The organism is Pseudomonas sp. NUPR-001, assembly GCF_052147955.1.
GTDB lineage: Bacteria > Pseudomonadota > Gammaproteobacteria > Pseudomonadales > Pseudomonadaceae > Aquipseudomonas.
The window spans coordinates 1,439,723-1,452,594 of the sequence record NZ_CP197353.1 but is presented as its reverse complement, the minus strand read 5'-3'; the positions used below and the strand labels follow the sequence as shown (position 1 = coordinate 1,452,594).

10 protein-coding genes are annotated in these 12,872 nt (G+C 61.1%); 4 read left to right on the top strand and 6 right to left on the bottom strand.

The features are described from left to right. Positions 1–24: 24 nt before the first annotated feature. The 3 genes from ACP6KB_RS06705 to ACP6KB_RS06695 all read right to left on the bottom strand — a co-directional run bounded on the left by ACP6KB_RS06705 (position 25) and on the right by ACP6KB_RS06695 (position 2,754). Positions 25–1,371, bottom strand: coding sequence for an ATP-binding protein (locus ACP6KB_RS06705; protein ID WP_442112722.1), 1,347 nt, complete (start codon positions 1,369–1,371; stop codon positions 25–27). Then, positions 1,368–2,045: a response regulator gene (locus ACP6KB_RS06700; protein ID WP_442112720.1), complete on the bottom strand. Its 678-nt coding sequence runs from the start codon at positions 2,043–2,045 to the stop codon at positions 1,368–1,370. The genes ACP6KB_RS06705 and ACP6KB_RS06700 overlap by 4 nt, the downstream gene beginning before the upstream one ends. 106 nt (positions 2,046–2,151) lie before the next feature. Further along, the gene (locus ACP6KB_RS06695; RefSeq protein ID WP_442112718.1) at positions 2,152–2,754 is read right to left on the bottom strand and encodes an outer membrane protein; all 603 of its coding nucleotides are present in this window, start codon (positions 2,752–2,754) and stop codon (positions 2,152–2,154) included. Between the two features lie 202 nt (positions 2,755–2,956). On the opposite strand from ACP6KB_RS06695, the gene ACP6KB_RS06690 reads away from it, so the two are divergent. After that, a complete protein-coding gene (locus tag ACP6KB_RS06690) occupies positions 2,957–3,658 on the top strand; it encodes a 4'-phosphopantetheinyl transferase family protein (RefSeq protein ID WP_442112716.1) in 702 nt (233 codons plus the stop codon). Positions 3,659–3,661: 3 nt separating this feature from the next. Here the strand turns inward: ACP6KB_RS06690 and fhuF are convergent, their stop codons facing one another. From fhuF to ACP6KB_RS06675, 3 genes are read right to left on the bottom strand one after another with little or no spacing between them, the layout of a single operon-like run. Beyond that, positions 3,662–4,210: a siderophore-iron reductase FhuF gene (gene fhuF / locus ACP6KB_RS06685; protein ID WP_442112714.1), complete on the bottom strand. Its 549-nt coding sequence runs from the start codon at positions 4,208–4,210 to the stop codon at positions 3,662–3,664. Beyond that, positions 4,207–5,823, bottom strand: a complete 1,617-nt coding sequence (locus tag ACP6KB_RS06680; RefSeq protein WP_442112712.1) for an ATP-binding protein — start codon at positions 5,821–5,823, stop codon at positions 4,207–4,209. The genes fhuF and ACP6KB_RS06680 overlap by 4 nt, the downstream gene beginning before the upstream one ends. Next, a complete protein-coding gene (locus ACP6KB_RS06675) occupies positions 5,820–6,542 on the bottom strand; it encodes a response regulator (protein WP_442112710.1) in 723 nt (240 codons plus the stop codon). Before ACP6KB_RS06675 ends, ACP6KB_RS06680 begins: the two co-directional genes overlap by 4 nt. Before the next feature lie 780 nt (positions 6,543–7,322). Between ACP6KB_RS06675 and ACP6KB_RS06670 the strand changes: the two genes are divergently transcribed. The 3 genes from ACP6KB_RS06670 (at position 7,323) to ACP6KB_RS06660 (ending at position 12,860) form a co-directional block, all read left to right on the top strand. Beyond that, positions 7,323–10,205: a ribonucleoside-diphosphate reductase subunit alpha gene (locus ACP6KB_RS06670; protein ID WP_442112708.1), complete on the top strand. Its 2,883-nt coding sequence runs from the start codon at positions 7,323–7,325 to the stop codon at positions 10,203–10,205. A 210-nt stretch (positions 10,206–10,415) separates the two neighbouring features. Beyond that, a complete protein-coding gene (locus ACP6KB_RS06665; protein WP_442112706.1) occupies positions 10,416–11,663 on the top strand; it encodes a ribonucleotide-diphosphate reductase subunit beta in 1,248 nt (415 codons plus the stop codon). Positions 11,664–11,897: 234 nt separating this feature from the next. After that, positions 11,898–12,860 (top strand): LysR substrate-binding domain-containing protein, encoded by a 963-nt coding sequence (locus ACP6KB_RS06660; protein ID WP_442112704.1) that lies wholly within the window; start codon positions 11,898–11,900, stop codon positions 12,858–12,860. Positions 12,861–12,872: the final 12 nt, after the last annotated feature.

Sequence of the window (12,872 nt, the reverse complement as noted above, 5' to 3'; positions counted from 1 at the left end):
GTAATCCGCCCGGCGTGAAGCACCTTAGTCGCGGCTCAGGCCAATACGAAACGCGGCGCCGCCCAAGGGCGAATCTTCGAGGGTGAGACTGGCGTCATAGCTGTCGATGATGTCCTTGACCACCGCCAGACCGATGCCCTGCCCCGGGTTCTGCCGATCCAGGCGTTCGCCGCGCTGCAGGATGCGTTCGCGCTGCGCCGGCGGCACGCCAGGGCCATCATCTTCGACGCACAGTTCAACCTGTGTGGGTTGATCACGCAGGCTGACACGCACCTGGCTCAAGCACAGGCGGTAGGCGTTTTCCAGCAGGTTGCCAAGCAGCTCCAGCAAAGCGCCCTGCTCCATCGGCACCACGGCGTGTTCGGGAATATCCAGGGTGACTTTGACTTGCTTGTCGCGGTACACCTTGGCCAGGGTGCTGCACAGGCTTTCCAGCAATGGCCGCAGCAGCACCTGGTGACGCACCAGGCCGCTCTTGCGCAGGCTGGCACGCTGCAGCTGGTAGTCGATCTGCTGGCTCATGCGTTCGATCTGGCTTTGCAGGATTCGCGACTGCTCGCGGTCTTCGCGACGCTGGCCCAGGCTTTCACTCACCCCTTGCAGCACTGCCAGCGGGGTTTTCAGGCTGTGGGCCAGGTCGCCCAATGAATCGCGGTAGCGTTGGCGCTGTTCACGCTCACTGCGCAGCAGCCGGTTCAGCGAGCCAGTCAGGCGCAGCAACTCCCGCGGGTGTTGCGCACTGAGCCCTTCACGGGCACCGGACTCGACATCGTCCAACTCGTGGCTCAATTGGCGCAAGGAACGCAACCCCCAGGTCAGACCGGCCCAGAGCAACACCAGCAAGGCCAGCAGCGCCGCACCAAAGCCCAGGTACAGGCGCTCACGCAGACCATTGAGGGTTTGCTGGTACTCACGCACCGGTTGCAGGGCAACGATACTGAAGGCGGCGGTTTTGCCGCCGAGCAGCTTGACCTCGACGTCGTAGACAAAAAACTCCTCACCATCGTCCTGGCGGATCCGCGCAAATTCGTTACCACGGCCGTCATAGCGCGGGGTGTAGTTGATGTTTTCATCGGCGGTCGCGCGTGAACGCCAGACCAGATTGCCCTGGCGATCGTAGATGTAACCGAGCAAGCGGCTGTCTGGCAGGTTGAATTGTTCATCGGGAAGCAACATCGGCATCTGCAGCTGGTTATGCTCGATGCGTGCCGCAGAAATCAGGGTGGTCACGTCTGACGCCAGGCGCTTTTCGATCGCCTCCTGCAACGCCAGGCTGAAGGTCTTTTGCAAGGCCGGCAGCAGCGCCAGCATGAACAACACGGCCAGCAACGCCGCCGCCGCCATCAAACGCAAGCGCAGCGAGCGGATCATCGGCAGCGCTCGGTAAACAGATAGCCCAGGCCACGTACCGTATCGATCGGTTTGAAGCCGTTGTTGCCCTCAAGCTTGCGCCGCAGACGGCCGACCAGCACTTCGATCACATTCGGATCGCGCTCATCGTCATCGGGATACAGTTGCTCCATCAAACGGTCCTTGGCCACCACCTGCTGATGATGGCGCATCAGGTACTCCAGAATGCGGTACTCATAGGCCGTCAGCGCCAGCGGTTCATCGTCGAGGGTTGCCTGCTTACGGTTCAGGTCCAACAGCAATGGCCCCGCGGCGATGGTCGACTGCACGAAGCCACTGGAGCGACGCAACAGGGCATTGAGGCGCGCCTCCAGCTCTTCGAACTGGAACGGCTTGACCACATAGTCGTCCGCACCGGCCGCCAGGCCTTCGACCTTGTCTTGCCAGTTGCCGCGCGCGGTGAGGATCAGAATCGGGAAACTCTTGCCCTGGGAGCGTAATTGACGGATCAGGTCCAGGCCGCTCATGCCTGGCAGGCCCAGATCGACCACCGCCAGGTCATGGTTGTATTGCTCGGCCTGGTACAACGCCTCGTCGGCATCTGCCACGGCCTCAACCACGTGGCCGCTTTCACTCAAGCGGCTGTACAAGTGATGACGCAGCAGCGCTTCGTCCTCAACCACCAGCAGTTTCATAGCTTCCTCCCTAATACACACCTGCGGCAACCTACCTGGCGCCTGCAGCATAACAGCGAACCGGCCCTGCCCCTGCACAGCCGGTTCGGCGCGTCTGATCAGCGGCTCAGAAGGCGTAGTTGGCCGACAGATAGGTTTGCGCACTGCTGTCCAGGCGCAGGGTGCCGATCTTCGAACCGCCATGCTCGACCAGCTCGGTGCTGGCATTGCTGCGCAGGTAACGGTAGCCCAGTTCCACCGAGGCATTGTCGGTGACCTGTTGCAGCACACCGGCCTGCAGGCCTACGGCATAGCCGGTGTCGGTGTCGCGGCTATAGCCGGACGACTCCTGGCTGAGCTTGGTGACACCGGCGCTGGCGCCGCCGAACAGTTTGGTGCTGTTACCCAGCGGGTAGAACATGTCGTAGCTGCCGAGCAGGTTTTCCTGACGCATTTTCAGGCCGCTATGGTCGTTGGAAACGTTGTCATAGGTGAGGTAGTAGCGGCGCTGGTCATTCATCTGCCCGACACGGACGCCCCAGGTGTCGTCTTTGCTGATGATGCCGTCGGTGTTGAGGTGATCGGTATTGCTGCTGAGCAGGCCGGACTTTTTGATCTTGTCGCTGGTCTGGCCGTAAGTGACACCGGCGAAGGTCGTGTCAGCTGCCTGGACAGCAGCACTGGCGCCGAAAAAGGCGACGGCGAGGAACAGCGTGTTGAGCGCTTTCATAAGGTTTACTCCTGGCAATGTGCCGTTTGGGTGTTGAAGCCAGAGTAAGGAAAACTGCCTGAACGACCGCTGAACCCTCGCTGAACCTGAGCTGAACAACCTGGTAGGAGCGGGCTTGCCCCGCGATTCGATTCCACTGACACACCGCAATCGCGGGGCAAGCCCGCTCCTACCGGTTCTGTCCTATGGCACAATGGCGCGCATGAAGCCACTCCCCACCTGTTGTGCCCCGCTGCTGCACCATTGGCCCCTGCCGCGCCCGGTTCCAGGGGCGGTGTTGGTCAGTTGCCCGTTCGATCCGGCCTTGCTGGCCAGCGACGATTTCGCCCGCGCGGGCATCGAGCAAACGCCAAGCCTGCAACGCTCGGTCGCCAAGCGTCAGGCCGAATACCTGGCTGGACGTGTGTGTGCACGTGCGGCGCTACAACGCCTGGATGGCCGTGAATACGTGCCCGGTACCCACGAAGATCGCTCGCCAATCTGGCCGGTCGGCATCAGTGGTTCGATCACCCATGGCAAAGGCTGGGCCGCCGCCGTGGTGGCACACAGCAGTGACTGTCAGGGGCTGGGGCTGGATCAGGAATGCCTGCTCAGCGACGAACGCGCCGAACGCCTGGCGCGGGAAATCCTCACTGAAGCGGAATTGGCCAGGATGGATGCCAGCCAGCTGGGCTTGACCGTCACCCTGACCTTTTCCCTCAAGGAAAGCCTGTTCAAGGCCCTCTACCCTATCGTCCAGCAGCGTTTCTACTTCGAGCATGCCGAAGTGCTGGCGTGGACCGCCGACGGTCATGCGCGCCTGCGCCTGCTCACCGATCTGTCGGCGCAGTGGCATAAAGGACGGGAACTTGAGGGGCAGTTTTGCCTGCAGGATGAGCAGTTGCTCAGCCTGGTCAGCGTCTGAGGTTCAGTCGAGCAATGGGCAGTGCTCGCAATGCCCCACCCATTCCACCTTGTAGCTCAGGCAACAGCTGCGGCGTCGGCGCCGACCTGAGGCATCCAGGCTGACGGCCGCATACAACGGGCTATCGACTGAGCTCAGCAAGCGCGCCAATTCACCGGTATCAGCGTCGGCACGCTGCAACGCCTGATCCAGGCAATCGCCGGCATTGCCCCAGAGCACCCGAGGCATCAACGGGCCCAGCGCCGCCAGACGCGCCACCAGCGGCTGCAGATGAGACACCATGATCGCTTCCAGTCCTTGGCAAGCAGCGTCCTGCCCGCTCAGCGCTTGCGGCAGGCCGCGGCGGTCGAGGGTGACCTCGGTGGCATCGAACACCGGCAGCACTGCACCGCTCAGCAACATCTGCCAGACCGTCGCGAAGTAATACTTGGACCACTGCGACACCAGTACCGGCTGTTGCGCAGGCATCAGCTCAGGGCCATACAGCTCAAGCAGCAAAGGTTCGAAACGGGCCTGTTGCAGCAACTGCGGTAGCGACAGCGTGGTGCTCATGGCGCGCTCTGAGTACGCGGCCAGCTCAAGCTGAAACACGCGCCGCCCAGGCGCTCGCTGTGCCCGACCAGCGCCCGCCCGTTATGCCAATAGATGATCCGACGCACAATCGACAAGCCCAGGCCATGCCCGCCGGAGGCACGGGTACGGCTGTCATCCAGGCGGGTAAAGGGGGTAAAGATGCGGTCCCAGACATTTTCCGGGATGCCCGGGCCATCATCATCGACGTCGATCCGGCAACGCTGTACACCCAACTGATAGCTGAGGCTGACCTGTGATTCAGCATGGCGCATGGCATTGCTCACCAGGTTCTGCAGGGCGCGGTGCAGGTAACGCGGCTCGGCCTCGACCCAATGCTCCTGCGCCTCGCCGCCTGCCTCTTCCACCTGGCACGGCCCGCGCACCACCCTGACGTCGCGGCGCAGCGGCGCCAGCTCAGCAATCACCTGATCCAGCAAGGCGTCGAGGTCGACACGCTGAAAATTCAACGCCGGTGCGCCGTGTTCCAGGCGGGCGTAGGTGAGCATTTCATCGACCAGCTTGTCCAGGTCCTGGATATCGCCGTCCATGCCCAGCAGGTACTTTTCACGGGCTTGGTCATCGCGGGCGCTGGCAATCATTTCCAGACCGAAACGCAAGCGCGCTACCGGTGTGCGCAGTTCATGGGACACCGCGCGTACCAGCTCACGCTGAATCGCCAGCGAACGCTGCAAGTGTTCGGCCATGCCATTGAAGGCGGCGGCCAGGCGTCCGACCGAATCGGCGTCATCCGCCGCCACGCGGGTATCCAGGCTGCCCTGGGCAATGCGCGTGGCGGCAGTTTCCAGGCCGGACAGGCGCCGCTCCAACTGGCGCACCAGCAGATACACGATCAAGCCAATCAGGCACAGCCCCAGCAGCGCAATCAGCGCCAGCAACTGCGGTGGATAGGGGTTCATCTGGTACAGCGGGCCGATCTCCAGCACCCAGGGCGTGCCGGCCAGGCCAGCCACTACGCGGATCGAGTCACCATCCTTGCCCAGCGCCATCACTGTGTCGCCTTCATCGACACGCCGCCGCTGGTCGTCGTCCATGTCGGTCTGTTCCAGACGACGCAGACTCAGGTCAAAACCAAAACCTTTGTTCTTTTTCAGCTCGGCGAGCCGTCGCGGTTGTTCTCCAATCGGGTAGCGAACCAGTTCATCGACCAACAGGTAAATAGTCGCTCGCGCCAATTGCTCGCTGATCTGCTCCACTTCGCCGGTCAGCAGCAGGTCTTCTGTACCAATTTGGCGCATGACTTTGGCTGCATGCGGGCCGGTCTTTTCCACCAGCACCAGGCCGCGCTGCAATTGACTGCGCTGGCCACCATCGACACCGGCCACCGCCATGCTCTGCAGTTGCAGCGGAATCCCCAGCAAGCGCCCCCAGATCAACAAGGTGCGCTTGCGCTCAAGCTCGCCCAGCGGCACCAGGTTGTCAGCCATCAAGGTAAAGGTGCCATGCGCCAGACGCTCGCGGTACTGGTCGGCACGCACCTCGTTGAGCAGGTGCACACTCAGCGCCCCCAACACCGCCACCAGCACCAGCGCGGCGAGCATGCCGCCGTAGATGCGCAGGAAAATCGAATTCATCGCGCCTGGCCCATGGCCTCGGCTGCCTCGCGTACGAACAGATAGCCTTTGCTGCGGATGGTCTTGATCATCCGGGGGTGCTCCGGGTCGTCGCCAATTCGCGGGCGAATCCTGGAAATACGCACATCGATGGAGCGGTCCTGGCCGTCATAGCCGACCCCACGCAACGACGTGAAGATCTCCTCACGGGAGAGAATCCGCCCGGCGTTGCTGACCAACAACCAGAGTAAGTCGAACTCGGCGCTGGTCAGGTCGATGCGCTCATCGCGCAGCCAGGCTTCGCGCAAGCTGTTGTCTACCCGCAGCGGCCCGAACTCCAGGCATTGAGCCGGTTCGCTGGGCGCAGGTTCGGTGCGCCGCAGCAGCGCGTTGATCCGCGCCAGCAACAGCCGTGGCCGCACTGGCTTGCAAACATAGTCGTCGGCGCCCTGATCCAGGCCCTGGACTTGATCCAGGTCGTCGCTACGAGCGGTGAGCATCAGGATCGGCCCGGCGAACTGCTGGCGCACCTTACGACAGATACTCAAGCCGTCTTCATTGGGCAGCATCAGGTCGAGAATCACCAGGTCCGGCTGCTCGGCAATGATCCGTGCTGCGGCCTTGCCACCATCGCCCTCGACCCCGACGTCAAAGCCGTTGGCCTGCAGGTACTCGCGGGTCAGATCGGCCAGACGCTGGTCATCCTCGACGATCAATACCTGACTGCGCTGCTGCTCCACGGCTCACCTCGACGGCTTGTTGTTATTGAAAGCGTGCCTTGAATATTGCTGCACCAAAAGGCAACACCGGCCCCGGATACTACGTCGGGCACCGACGCCTGCCAACCGTCGCCAGCAGCGCTGATACAGCACAACGCAGAATGCTCGGAAGGCCTACAGATTTGTGGTAGGGTGCGCGCCCGAAAAATTCCACCTGGATAACCGCTGTCAGTGAAAAAAGGGTGACGGACGGTCATCTGGCGCTAAGACGCGGCCTACAAGGCGTTGGCGAAAATCACTCACAAACTACGCACAAGTTATCCACAGAGCACCAACTTGCAATACCCCCGAGACCGCATTATCTTGTATCCCCATTGAAACAAAACACTACATCTTGGGGTTTGAAGCAAATCCCAAGCACAAGTCAAGCAAAGAACTCAAGCCCTTAAACGGTGCTTTTTTGCCTGAACTTTAAACGGAATCAGCAGCCAAACCGCTCCTGCGGAGGCGACCGATGCAAACCCTCGGAGGGTGTTGTTTCGGGTACGGGTGTTGCAAGCCATCGGCACACCTGACAGCAACAGTTTTGAGTCGTGGATTCAGAACCTTTGACTTCGGCCAGGGAGCGGCAAACGATTGCCCCTTTTTTCCTGATCTGTCCCGAAGTGAGTATGCCCGACCTGGTCGGCATGCCAGAGCGCCGTGCTCTTGTGTGCCATCGGCGTCGGTTGTTGAGCTTTCGGACGGAACGGTTGGCGCCCACAAGGCGCCTAAACAAACTTAGAGAACGTGGAGACACCCATGCAAACCGACACAACTCGCGAGAACCCGCAGGCCAAGGCGCCGCAGGCCGCTGATTCGAACCAGGATCTGGCTGCTACCGCCCCAGGCCAACTGCGTGTGATCAAGCGCAATGGCACTGTCGTCGCCTACACCGACGACAAGATCACCGTGGCCATCACCAAGGCGTTCCTCGCAGTTGAAGGCGGCACCGCTGCTGCCTCGTCGCGCATCCACGACACCGTTGCCCGTCTGACCGAACAAGTCACTGCAACCTTCAAGCGTCGCATGCCTTCGGGCGGCACCATCCACATCGAAGAAATCCAGGACCAGGTCGAACTGGCCCTGATGCGTGCCGGTGAGCAAAAAGTCGCCCGCGACTACGTGATCTACCGTGACCAGCGCGCCAAAGAGCGTGCGACCCGCGTCCACGCCGAAGACAGCAACGTGCAGCCGCACCCAAGCATCCGCATCACCCTGGCCGACGGCAGCCTCGCGCCGCTGGACATGAACCGCCTGAACACCATCATCTCCGAGGCCTGCGAAGGCCTGGCCGAAGTCGATGGCGACCTGATCCAGCGCGAAACCCTGAAGAACCTCTACGACGGCGTGGCCATCAAAGACGTCAACACCGCCCTGGTGATGACCGCCCGTACCCTGGTTGAGCGTGAGCCGAACTACTCGTTCGTCACCGCCCGCCTGCTGATGGACACCCTGCGTGCCGAAGGCCTGGGCTTCCTCGGCGTGGCCGACAGCGCCACCCACCACGAAATGGCCGAGTTGTACGCCAAGGCCCTGCCGGCCTACGTCGCCAAAGGCGTCGAATTCGAACTGCTGAACCCTGCCCTGGCCGACTTCGACCTGGAAAAACTGGGCAAGGCAATCAACCACGAGCGCGACCAGCAGTTCACCTACCTGGGCCTGCAGACCCTGTACGACCGTTACTTCATCCACAAGGATGGCGTGCGCTTCGAGCTGCCTCAGGTGTTCTTCATGCGTGTGGCCATGGGCCTGGCGCTGGAAGAAAAAGACAAAGAAGCCCGTGCGATCGAGTTCTACAACCTGCTGTCGTCCTTCGACTACATGGCTTCGACCCCGACCCTGTTCAACGCCGGTACCCTGCGTCCACAGCTGTCGAGCTGCTACCTGACCACCGTTCCGGATGACCTGTCGGGCATCTACCACGCGATCCACGACAACGCCATGCTGTCGAAATTCGCCGGTGGCCTGGGCAACGACTGGACCCCTGTGCGTGCACTGGGCTCCTACATCAAAGGCACCAACGGTAAATCCCAGGGCGTCGTACCGTTCCTGAAAGTGGTCAACGACACCGCCGTTGCCGTTAACCAGGGTGGCAAGCGCAAAGGCGCTGTGTGTGCCTACCTGGAAACCTGGCACCTGGACATCGAAGAATTCATCGAACTGCGCAAGAACACCGGTGATGACCGTCGTCGTACCCACGACATGAACACCGCCAACTGGATCCCTGACCTGTTCATGAAGCGTGTCTTCGATGACGGCAAGTGGACCCTGTTCTCGCCGAACGAAGTACCTGATCTGCACGACCTGACCGGCAAGGCCTTCGAAGAGCGCTACGAGTACTACGAAGCCCTGACCGAGTACAACAAGATCAAGGTGTTCAAAACCATCCAGGCCAAAGACCTGTGGCGCAAAATGCTCTCGATGCTGTTCGAGACCGGCCACCCATGGTTGACCTTCAAGGATCCGTGCAACCTGCGTAGCCCGCAGCAGCACGTGGGCGTGGTCCACAGCTCGAACCTGTGCACCGAGATCACCCTGAACACCAACAAGGACGAGATCGCCGTCTGCAACCTGGGCTCGATCAACCTGCCGAACCACATCGTTGACGGCAAGCTGGACACCGCCAAGCTGCAACGCACCGTGAACACCGCCGTACGCATGCTCGATAACGTAATCGACATCAACTACTACTCGGTACCACAAGCGCGCAACTCGAACTTCAAGCACCGTCCGGTTGGCCTGGGCATCATGGGCTTCCAGGACGCGCTGTACCTGCAGCACATCCCTTACGGTTCCGACGCTGCCGTCGAGTTCGCCGACAAGTCGATGGAAGCGGTCAGCTACTTCGCCATCCAGGCCTCCTGTGACCTGGCCGACGAGCGTGGCGCCTACGAGACCTTCCAGGGCTCGCTGTGGTCCAAAGGCATCCTGCCGCTGGATTCGCAACAGATCCTGATCGAAGCCCGTGGCCAGAAGTACATCGACGTCGACCTGAACGAAACCCTGGACTGGGCACCGGTCCGTGCTCGCGTACAGAAAGGTATTCGTAACTCGAACATCATGGCCATCGCGCCGACCGCGACCATCGCCAACATCACCGGCGTATCGCAGTCCATCGAGCCGACCTACCAGAACCTGTACGTGAAATCGAACCTGTCGGGCGAATTCACCGTGATCAACCCGTACCTGGTTCGCGACCTCAAGGCCCGCGGCCTGTGGGACGCGGTCATGATCAACGACCTGAAGTACTACGACGGTTCGGTACAACAGATCGAGCGTATTCCGCAGGAGCTCAAAGACCTCTACGCCACCGCGTTCGAAGTCGAGACCAAGTGGATCGTCGACGCTGCCAGCCGCCGTCAGAAGTGGATCGACCAGGCGCAGTCGCTGAACCTGTACATCGCTGGTGCTTCGGGCAAGAAACTCGACGTCACCTACCGCATGGCCTGGTACCGTGGTCTGAAAACCACCTACTACCTCCGTGCCCTGGCGGCGACCAGCACCGAGAAGTCGACCATCAACACCGGCAAGCTCAACGCCGTGTCCAGCGGTGGCGACAGCGCCCCGGTCCAGGCAGCAGGCCCAGCGCCAGTGCCGAAGGCCTGCGCGATCGACGAGCCGGATTGCGAAGCCTGCCAATAAGGCAGTCTCCCTGTGGGAGCGGGCTTGCCCCGCGATAAGTCCCCTCCCACAGTACAAAGAAGAAGGTCAGGGCCCACCCTGACCTCCTCCGCGGAGCCCCGCTCCCGGAAGCATTCCAAGTTTTTGCGTGCACCGCCGTACCTAACCGCAAGCACCGCAACCAAGATCCACCGGCCATACTGAATATGGCCCTCAAGCAGGAGACCCACCATGCTGAGCTGGGACGAATTCGATAAAGACGACAGCGAAGAAGCTGCCAAAGGCGCCACTGCCACTCAAGCCGCTGCCGCTGGTATCGACAAGCTGGACAACGCCGGTGGCGTAGCCGCCCTGGAAGCCCGCGCCGTGACCGCCGATGACTCGGAAGCCGTCAAGCGCGCCAAGGCCGCCCTGGACAAACTCGACATCGCCGAAGGCCTGGCTGAGCTGGAAGGCTCTTCCGCCCGCGTCGCGGTTGATGAAAAGCGCATGATCAACTGCCGCGCCGACCTCAACCAGCTGGTGCCCTTCAAGTACGATTGGGCCTGGCAGAAGTACCTCGACGGCTGCGCCAACCACTGGATGCCGCAAGAGGTCAACATGACCGCGGACATCGCCCTGTGGAAGAGCCCGGAAGGCCTGACCGACGACGAGCGCCGCATCGTCATGCGTAACCTCGGCTTCTTCTCCACCGCCGACTCGCTGGTTGCCAACAACCTCGCCCTGGCCGTGTACCGTTTGATCACCAACCCGGAATGCCGCCAGTACATCCTGCGCCAGGCCTTCGAAGAGGCGATCCACACCCACGCCTACCAGTACTGCATCGAATCGCTGGGCATGGATGAAGGCGAGATCTTCAACATGTACCACGAGATCCCGTCGGTCGCGAAAAAAGCCGCCTGGGGCCTGAGCTACACCCGTGCGATCTCGGATCCGGAGTTCAACACCGGCACCGTCGAAACCGACAAAGAACTGCTGCGCAACCTGATCGCCTACTACTGCGTTCTGGAAGGCATCTTCTTCTACTGCGGTTTCACCCAGATCCTGTCGATGGGCCGCCGCAACAAGATGACCGGCGTTGCCGAGCAGTTCCAGTACATCCTGCGTGACGAATCCATGCACCTGAACTTCGGTATCGACGTGATCAACCAGATCAAGATCGAAAACCCGCACCTGTGGGATGCCGAAATGAAAGAAGAAGCCTCGCAGATGATTCTGCAGGGCACCCAGCTGGAAATCGAATACGCACGCGACACCATGCCGCGCGGCGTACTGGGCATGAACGCAGCGATGATGGAGGACTACCTCAAGTTCATCGCCAACCGTCGCCTGTCGCAGATCGGCTTGAAGGAAGAGTACCCAGGTACCACCAACCCGTTCCCATGGATGAGCGAAATCATGGACTTGAAGAAAGAGAAGAACTTCTTCGAGACGCGGGTTATCGAGTATCAGACTGGTGGTGCGTTGAGCTGGGATTGATTCCTTGCTCCGCAGGCGTTCACGATCAGCTGAACCCGTAGCCTAAGAAACTGAGCCACCTCAGCCACACGCTGAGGTGGTTTTTTTTTGGCTCTTCACGGAATGCCCGGTGAAGGGTTGGCTTTGCGAACTGTGAGCGTCATCTGAACGAGCGGGTACGCAAAAGATTCAAGCTTCAAGCTGCAGCTATTGTGCAATGCTGCGCCTCACAAGCCCGTCATTCGAAGGTCAAGCATGCAGTTCACTCACCTGTCAGTTGCGCGCAAACTCAAGTTCTACCAGTTGATGGTATTCGACCAGGTCCTGCAGAGCGGCTCCTTGCTACGCGCTGCCCAGGCACTGAGCCTGACCCAACCTGCGGTCACCAAGATCATCCACGAGCTGGAATCCTACTTCGATGCACCGTTGCTGGTCCGTGGTAACCGGGGTGTCAGAGCCACACCATTGGGCGAACTGGTAGTGCGGCGTAGCAAATCGCTGCTTGCCGAACTGCGCTCACTGACGGACGAGGTCAATGCCTACCAGGAAGGCACCTCGGGACATGTGCTGGTTGGCACCCTGATCTCCGCATCCAGCTCGCTGCTACCGCGTGCCCTGCAACTGCTCAAACAACGAGCACCCAAGGTGCTGGTATCACTGCGGGTCGGCCAGATGGACCAGTTGTTCCCGGCCCTGTCCGTGGGCGAGGTCGACCTGGTGGTGGGGCGTGTACCAGACGACTGGCGTTGGTACCAGGAATCGTCACAGTTGGAGGCGCAAGTGCTCTATGGTGAGGAGTTATCCGTCGTCGCTGGCGCGAATCACCCGCTAGTTGGCCAGAACCCGGTCAACCTCAAGGCCCTGCTCGAGTATCCCTGGGTACTGCCAACGCGCGATTCGTTGCTCCGCCGCACCGTCGATAGCCTGTTCGACGACGCCGGACTGACGGCACCACCGAACGTGGTCGAGTCCTTATCGATTCTCACCAACATCAGCCTGATGCAGGACCAGCAAACCGTCGCCGTTATGCCGCTGGAAGCGACCCGGCAATTTACCGGAGCCGGACTGCTGACCACCCTGGACCTGGGTACCCACCTGCAATTCGGCGACATCGGCTACTTCCAAACGCGCAACCGCGAGCTGGGGCCGGCAGCCCGGCTGTTCCGCGAGTGCCTCGAGCAGGCTGCCCAAGAGCAACATGGCGAACTGCAAGGCTAACCGCCAGAAATT